Origin of the sequence: Magnetospirillum sp. XM-1 (assembly GCF_001511835.1) — a bacterium.
Classification (GTDB): domain Bacteria; phylum Pseudomonadota; class Alphaproteobacteria; order Rhodospirillales; family Magnetospirillaceae; genus Phaeospirillum.
Map to the genome: position 1 here is coordinate 4,626,505 of NZ_LN997848.1, position 8,496 is coordinate 4,635,000.

The window sequence follows — 8,496 nt, forward strand, 5'->3', positions numbered from 1 at the left end:
AGCTTCTTTTTCGGGAAATTCTTCTGGAATCTAAAAGCGCCTCGGGCATGATGACTCCCGCAATTGCTGAATGAGCCCCGCATTGTTCGACATCGACGCCACCCACATCGCCGCCCTGGATGATACGCAGCTGCGGGAGCTGATCCGGCGCCTGTGCGCGGCCGAACTGCGCCGCCATGGGTTGCCGCTATCGGCGCTCACCTTTGGCGGCGACCAGGATACCCCCGATGGCGGCATCGACGGGCGGGTCACCCTGGCGGACGGCGCACCCGCCCTCGACTTCATTCCAAGGCCCAAGACCGGCTTCCAGGCCAAGCGGACCAACATCACCGCCGGCAAGGTCGCCAATGCCATGCACCTCAAGGGCAAGCTCTATCCATCCGTCCAGGCCTTGGGCGAAGCCGAAGGCGCCTATGTCATCGTCAGCGGCAAGGCCTCCGCCACGGACAGCGACCTTGGCGAACGCATCGACGCCATGAAGGCCGCCATGGGCGACGTCAAGGCGCCGGTTCTCGATTTCTACGACGGGCCCCGCGTGGCCGGATGGGTGAACGATCATCCCGGCGTTGCCCTATGGGTCCGCCAAGTGCTCGGCCAGCCCCTGAGCTGCTGGAAGCCCTGGGGCAACTGGTCCCATCCGGCTGCCGGGAAGACCGAAGTCTTTCTGAAGGACGACAAGGCACTCATCACCGATAGCCGCCGCTCGGACCATCCCCTTGACGCGGAGACCGGTATCGCCCGGCTGCGGAGCATTCTACGCCGGCCCAAAGGGGTCGTACGACTGATCGGCCTGTCGGGTACGGGCAAGACGCGGCTGGCCGAAGCCCTGTTCGACCGGAGCATCGGGGACGATCCACTGGCCGAGGATCTCGCTGTTTACACCGATCTCGGCGACTCGCCCAATCCCGCCCCGCAAGAGATCATTCCCCGCCTTGCAGCCCAGGACCGGCCGATAGTGCTGGTGATCGACAATTGCCCTCCCACCACCCACAAATCCCTCGCGGACCAAGTGCGCGGTGCCGGTGGCCACATCAGCCTGCTGACCGTCGAATACGACATTAGCGACGGAGATTCCGAGGGAACGGAGGTCTTCCGTCTGGACACCGCCTCGCCCGAGGTGATCGAGCGCCTGCTGGCAGCCCGTTACCCCCTGCTGTCGCAATTGGATCGTCGCCGCATCACCGAGTTGGCCGGAAATAATTCCCGTCTGGCCCTGGCCATGGCTGACGCTGCCCCTGGGGACTCGCTATCGACCTTGAAGGATAGCGAGTTATTCAAGCGCCTGTTCTGGCAACGCGATCAAGCGGACCAGAACGCCCCCATGCAGAGGGCTGCGGAAATCTGCTCCCTGGTCTATTCCTTCGACGTGGAAAAGCGGGACGAGGCGGATGCCGAATTGCCGATCCTGGCCGGCCTGGCGCGCATGGATGTGGAGGATCTTTACCGCTACGTCGCCACGCTGCTGCGCCGCCGGCTGGTGCAGAAGCGTGGTGATTGGCGCGCCGTGCTGCCTCACGTCCTGGCCAACCGCCTGGCAGTGTGGGCCCTGGAGAACACCAGCCTTAAGCAGGTCGTCCCGACCCTGATCAACCATCCGCGCCTGCGGACCTCCTTCGTCCGCCGTCTGAGCTTCCTGCACAAGAGCGACGAGGCCAAGAGCATCGTCGCCGGATGGTTGGCGCCCGGTGGTTGGCTGGGGGATGCCCTGGCCATGGATGGGGAAGATTGGAAGCTGGTTCGCCTGCTCGCCCCAGTGGCGGCCGATCAGGTTCTGACCATGATCCAGCGCGCCCTGGCCTCGCCGGAGGCGGGTCGTCTGCTGCAGGCGGACAACTGGCAACGGGACGATGCCATTCGAGTGCTGTCGGCGCTCGCCTATGAGCCGCACATGTTCGAACAGGCAGCCCTTGCCCTGGCCCGCTTCCTGTCCGTCAAACCCGACGATAAGAATGCCGCCCTCCGCGCATTGAAACTGCTGTTCCAGGTCAACTACTCCGGCACCATGGCCGATTTGGATCAGCGGCTTCGGGTCCTTGACCAGTTGCTGGCCGATCCCTCCCAGGAAGCCTCTGCGAGGCAGGCCTTGGATGCCATGCTGAAAGCGGGAAATTTCGACATTCCGTATCATCTGGAATTCGGCGGCCACTCGCGCTGTTGGGGGTGGCGCCCTCCGAACGATGACGCCATTCGCGGCTGGTACGCGGAAGCCTTCGCACGCCTGGAAGCCGTAGCCGCCGGCGGGCAGGCCGATTGGTGCCGTTCTGCGCTGGCCAGGCATTTCCGAGGCCTGTGGCGGTTGAAATGGGGAATCCCGGACTTGCTGGAGCCCCTATGCCGCCGACTGTCGGCACAGGAATTCTGGGCCGAAGGCTGGCTCGCCACCCAGAAGGTATTGCGGTATCAGGAGGAAAAGGGTGGCGACATGTCCCGCCTCCAGCAGTTGGCTGATGATCTGGCCCCGCACACGCTGGAAGAACGGGTTCTCGCCTATGGGCTTTCCTCCACCTGGACCATCATCGACGCGGAGGAACGGGAAGGCGACCAACGCCCCTGGGACCGTCTTTGGCTGCTAATCGAACAATTGGGCGCAGAGTTGGCGGGGGACGGCAAAGCTTTTAAACACGTGCTGCCCCACCTCCTCGCCGCCAAGGAAGGCAACCCATTTCATCTGGGACGGGGATTGGCGCGAGCCACCAAAGCTGCCGAGCCCGCTTGGCACGACATGGTTTCGGCCCTTGCCGCCTTGCCGCCCGATCAACGGAATTTCGGCCTTCTGGGTGGTTACCTTGCCGGCCTGGCGGAGAACCGCCCCGAACTGACCGACCAGTTCATGGATCAGATGGCCGCCACCCCGGAACTGTCCATCGGCCTTCCCTATCTTCAGAACATTGTCGGCTTTGCCCCGGCAGGACTGCGCCGGGTGATCGCGACGGTGAAGAGCGGCGCTATTCCCGCCTGGCGATTCCGTAACCTTGTCCTGAAATCCGATGGCAGGGACGAAACCAACCATCTGCTCATCCAACTGATCGAGGCAATCTCTGCCCTACCGGATGGTGGTCCGGAGGCCGCCGCCGATCAATTGTTGTTCCTCGTTGATGACTCCCAATCTCCCCCCTCGGAAGCCCTGAAGGCCTTCGGGCGCAAATTCATTCTCGAATGGCGGATCGAGAAGAACCGCGACCGGGATTGTGATCATGCCCTGTCTCGTATCGTCAGCGGATGCCTTGCCGGCTCCAATGGGACGGACAGCGCGGCGGCCCTGGCCCGGACCATCGCCCAAGCTGCGGCCGAATTCAAGATCGGCCGCTTCGATTATCCCCACCTGATCGGCGCCCTTCTCGAGACCCAGCCCCATGTCGTTCTCGATACTCTGTTGCTGAGCCAGAATCGCTATGGAGAGCGTCTGCTCTGGGATTACGATGCGGACGAGGATACCCCACTGAACCGGGTTCCCGACAAAACCCTCCTGTCTTGGGCGAATATCGACCCCACGGAACGATATCCTCTGGTCGCCGGTCTTGTGCGGCTTTTTGACAAGGACCATGCCCCAGCCCCTGTCATGCTGCACCTGATCGACGGCATGTCGGAGCGCGGGCCGGTGCTGGCCGCCATGGCCGACAATCTCGGTCCTTCGACCGGAATGCTGAATGAACTCGTAGCGACCCATGATGCCCGCGCCAAGGGGATTGAAGCACTAGAGCAATTCGCGATCACACTGGTTCATATCCGGCAGCCTTGAAGAAATTTCGGCACTCTTGAGGTTCGTAGAGATCGCAGATTCGGCCGATGGCGTCCCATAGGTCCTGAATGGTCCTGGCAGCCGTTTTTCTGAGGTGTGCCTTGAGCTTCGAGAAGGCCATTTCGATGGGATTGAGGTCGGGGGAATACGGCGGCAAGAACAGCATGAAGGCACCACGATCTTGGATGATCCGTTCTGCCCGAGGACTTTTGTGAGCTGAGAGATTGTCGAGGATCACGACGTCGCCCGGCTCCAGGGTTGGGGCCAGTTGGGTCTCGATATAGGCCTCGAACATCTTCCGGTTCATCGGGCAATTGATGACAAAGGGCGCCACCAAGCCATCATGACGCAGCCCGGCGATGAATGTTTCCGTCTTCCAATGTCCGAAGGGCACAGCGGCTTTCAACCGCGCCCCTTTGGGTGAGCGGCCCCGCAGACGGGTCATTTTGGTATTGGTTCCGGTCTCGTCGAGGAACACCAGGCGATGGGCCTGACGCCGCATCAGCGGTTGGCGGCCTTTAATCCACTCCTCGCGCAGCAACCGGACGTCCGGCCTCATCTGCTCGGACGCGACCAAAGTTTTTTTTATAGGTCAGCCCCTGTGCCCGGAGAAACCGGGCAAGGTTGGAAAGATGGATTTGAACGCCCCGCTCGGCCAGTTCTTTGGTTAAATCGGCCAGCGAGATATCCGGAACCTGCTTAACACGCAGCAGCACATAGGCCCGATGGTCGCCCAATTTACTGCGCCGATCACCGCCTTGCCGCTTTGGCGCCACCGTCCCACTCGACAGATATTGCGCCACATAGCGTACCGCCGAGCTCACCGAGATATTGAAGACACTGGCCGCCTGTCGGCGCGAATGGCCAGCCAGAACATATCGCGCAACACGGTCGCGCAGATCTACGGATAAAGGTCGAGTCATCGTGGGCCACCTCCACAGGAAGTGAATCACGATTAGCCGCGCCTGTGAATCCCCTGCGATTCCGTTAGATCGCGAACCGCTCTATTCACCCATCCCTCCCCTGAGGTGGCCGATTGGGCCCGCAGAATGGCGATCGGGCTTCGGGCAACCGCCGAGAGCTGGCGGCGCGATCTTGAGGATCGCAACGAGCGTTTTGAATAGTCCAAGCGTGTGGGAGCTTGCACCGTTGCGCTTACCCCATGCTTACCCGCTCCTGGCGGACGGTCTGTGGCCAGAAAAGCGAAACGCCGCCAGATGTGTGATCTGGCGGCGTTTTGTATTTGGTTGCGGGGGCAGGATTTGAACCTGCGACCTTCAGGTTATGAGCCTGACGAGCTACCGGGCTGCTCCACCCCGCGGCAAGGTGTTGGCCGATGGACTGGCCGTAAAACGTTTACACCGGCCTTTATGGGGCCGGTGTATTCATCGTGTTAGGTTTTGTTCGTTTCCTTGGAAGACCAGGCAGCGTCCTACTCTCCCGTGCCTTAAGACACAGTACCATCGGCGCAGAGGGGTTTCACGTCCGAGTTCGGGATGGGATCGGGTGGAGGGCCCTCGCTATGACCACCTGGTCGTCGAAGGAAACGAAGATCTGATCTGGGATTAGTACCTGTGCACGTTTCAAGTGTTTCTTGTGTCGGGCTTGCCGCTACGCATGGGCGATCAAGCCGATCGAGCGATTAGTACAGCTTAGCTTCACGTGTTACCACGCTTCCACATGCTGCCTATCAACGTGGTGGTCTTCCACGGCTCTGATAGGGAAACCTAGTTTTGAGGGGAGCTTCCCGCTTAGATGCATTCAGCGGTTATCTCGTCCGCACATGGCTACCCGGCGATGCCGCTGGCGCGACAACCGGTACACTAGAGGTGCGTCCATCCCGGTCCTCTCGTACTAGGGACAGGTCCTCTCAAGTTTCCAACACCCATGGTAGATAGGGACCGAACTGTCTCACGACGTTCTAAACCCAGCTCACGTACCACTTTAATCGGCGAACAGCCGAACCCTTGGGACCTGCTCCAGCCCCAGGATGTGATGAGCCGACATCGAGGTGCCAAACCTCCCCGTCGATGTGGACTCTTGGGGGAGATCAGCCTGTTATCCCCGGCGTACCTTTTATCCGTTGAGCGATGGCCCTTCCACGCGGGACCACCGGATCACTATGACCGACTTTCGTCTCTGCTCGACTTGTTTGTCTCGCAGTCAGGCGGGCTTATGCCATTGCACTCGACAGCTGATTTCCGACCAGCCTGAGCCCACCATCGCGCGCCTCCGTTACTCTTTGGGAGGCGACCGCCCCAGTCAAACTACCCGCCATGCAGGGTCCCGGCCCCGGGTTCACGGGGCGCGGTTAGATACCAGGAAGCAGAAGGGTGGTATTTCAAGGTTGCCTCCACACCGGCTGGCGCCAGTGCTTCATAGGCTCCCACCTATCCTACACATCCACATCCTAGTACCACTGCAAAGCTGTAGTAAAGGTGCACGGGGTCTTTCCGTCTAGCCACGGGTACTCCGCATCTTCACGGAGAATTCAATTTCGCTGAGTCGATGTTGGAGACAGCGGGGAAGTCGTTACGCCATTCGTGCAGGTCGGAACTTACCCGACAAGGAATTTCGCTACCTTAGGACCGTTATAGTTACGGCCGCCGTTTACCGGGGCTTCAATTCAGAGCTTGCACCCCTCCTTTTAACCTTCCGGCACCGGGCAGGCGTCAGACCCTATACGTCGTCTTTCGACTTCGCAGAGCCCTGTGTTTTTAGTAAACAGTCGCCACCCCCTGGTCTGTGCCACCCCCCTCTGCTTGCGCAAAGAGAGGTACCCCTTATCCCGAAGTTACGGGGTCAATTTGCCTAGTTCCTTCAACATCGTTCTCTCAAGCGCCTTGGTATACTCTACCAGTCCACCTGTGTCGGTTTAGGGTACGGTCTATACGCTGGAGTTATTTCCTGGACCCCCTTCACCGCACCCTCAATCCGATAAGAGGATACGATACACGGAGGCCGTCACTTCCAGCAGGCCCACGAATATTAACGTGGTTCCCATCGACTACGGCTTTCGCCCTCGCCTTAGGGGCCGGCTTACCCTGCGCGGATTAGCCTTGCGCAGGAACCCTTGGACTTTCGGCGACAGTGTTTCTCACACTGTTTGTCGCTACTCATGTCAGCATTCTCACTTCCGATACCTCCAGCGCCTCTCACGATGACGCCTTCGCAGGCTTACGGAACGCTCCGCTACCGCGTGCATTGCTGCACACCCGCAGCTTCGGTGCATGGCTTGAGCCCCGGTACATTTTCGGCGCGAGACAGCTATTAGACCAGTGAGCTATTACGCTTTCTTTAAAGGATGGCTGCTTCTAAGCCAACCTCCTGGTTGTTTTGGCCGTCTTACATCCTTTCCCACTTAGCCATGACTTGGGGACCTTAGCTGGCGGTCTGGGCTGTTTCCCTTTTGACGATGGACCTTAGCACCCACCGTCTGTCTCCCGGATAGTACTCTACGGTATTCGGAGTTTGGTTAGGTTTGGTAGGTCTTTGGGACCCCCTAGCCCATCCAGTGCTCTACCCCCGTAGGTATTCGTCCGAGGCGCTACCTAAATAGCTTTCGCGGAGAACCAGCTATTTCCGAGTTTGATTGGCCTTTCACCCCTAACCACAGGTCATCTCCGTCTTTTTCAACAGACGTGAGTTCGGTCCTCCAGTGGGTGTTACCCCACCTTCAACCTGCCCATGGCTAGATCACCCGGTTTCGGGTCTAATGCATGCAACTCGTCGCCCTATTCAGACTCGCTTTCGCTGCGCCTACGCCTACCGGCTTAAGCTTGCTGCATACACTAACTCGCTGACCCATTATACAAAAGGTACGCCGTCACCCCTCAAGGGGGCTCCGACTGCTTGTAGGCATTCCGTTTCAGGTACTATTTCACTCCCCTTGTCGGGGTGCTTTTCACCTTTCCCTCACGGTACTAGTTCGCTATCGGTCACTGAGGAGTACTTAGCCTTGGAGGGTGGTCCCCCCATGTTCAGACAGGATTTCACGTGTCCCGCCTTACTCGAGGATGCTGTGCGGTTTACTCTTAAGCGGCTATCACGCTCTATGGCCCGACTTTCCAGACGGTTCAGATTATGTACACAACATCACTGGGCTGGTCCGCGTTCGCTCGCCACTACTAGCGGAGTCTCGGTTGATGTCCTTTCCTCGGGCTACTTAGATGTTTCAGTTCGCCCGGTTCGCCTCCCACACCTATGTATTCAGTGTGGGATCACCTTACGGTGGGGTTTCCCCATTCGGATATCCACGGATCAAAGCCTGCTCTCGGCTCCCCGTGGCTTTTCGCAGAGTGCCACGTCCTTCATCGCCTCTCAGTGCCAAGGCATCCACGAAATGCCCTTTTGACGCTTGATCGCTCCATACGCAGGGACAAGCCCGACGCATGAAACACTTGATGTTCAGCGAAGATACTAATTCAGTGTGCGCTTTCACGCTGCCTTGACTAGCAGCATCCGGCGCACGCCAGATCAGAAAAACCTATTCACGATGAGATAGAGCAGGCGAAACCCGTAAAGGGTTCGGCCAGGCCAGAAGATCGGCTTCCGGCGTATCTGAGACAACCTCGAATGAATTCCCTAAGCTCGACACCAAGGTAATGGTGGAGCCAGACGGGATCGAACCGACGACCTCATGCTTGCAAAGCACGCGCTCTCCCAACTGAGCTATGGCCCCTTTTGGGATTTGGCTCGGAAGGCGCATCAGACGGATCGGATGGTGGGCCCGGTAAGATTTGAACTTACGACCCCAC

At 59.4% G+C, this 8,496-nt stretch carries 2 protein-coding genes, 3 tRNA genes and 2 rRNA genes (1 of these 7 only partly in view); 1 reads left to right on the forward strand and 6 read right to left on the reverse strand.

Going from position 1 to position 8,496, the window contains the following annotated elements:
* Positions 1-82: 82 nt before the first annotated feature.
* Positions 83-3,739 carry a hypothetical protein gene (locus XM1_RS21160; protein ID WP_068436994.1) on the forward strand — a complete coding sequence of 1,219 codons (3,657 nt, stop codon included), beginning with the start codon at positions 83-85 and terminating at the stop codon, positions 3,737-3,739.
* Here the strand turns inward: XM1_RS21160 and XM1_RS23665 are convergent.
* The 6 genes from XM1_RS23665 to XM1_RS21190 form a co-directional block, all read right to left on the reverse strand.
* A protein-coding gene (locus tag XM1_RS23665; RefSeq protein WP_156428594.1) for an IS630 family transposase occupies positions 3,711-4,662 on the reverse strand; the annotation gives its coding sequence in 2 pieces (ribosomal slippage) (positions 3,711-4,326 and positions 4,325-4,662; 954 coding nt in all). The genes XM1_RS21160 and XM1_RS23665 overlap by 29 nt on opposite strands.
* Positions 4,663-4,983: 321 nt before the next feature.
* A tRNA-Met gene (locus XM1_RS21170) sits at positions 4,984-5,060 on the reverse strand.
* Between the two features lie 98 nt (positions 5,061-5,158).
* Positions 5,159-5,273, reverse strand: a 5S ribosomal RNA gene (rrf, locus tag XM1_RS21175).
* 87 nt (positions 5,274-5,360) lie between these two features.
* Positions 5,361-8,102 (reverse strand): 23S ribosomal RNA (locus tag XM1_RS21180).
* A gap of 242 nt (positions 8,103-8,344) precedes the next feature.
* A tRNA-Ala gene (locus tag XM1_RS21185) sits at positions 8,345-8,420 on the reverse strand.
* Positions 8,421-8,460: 40 nt separating this feature from the next.
* A tRNA-Ile gene (locus XM1_RS21190) sits at positions 8,461-8,496 on the reverse strand; it runs 41 nt beyond the window's last position.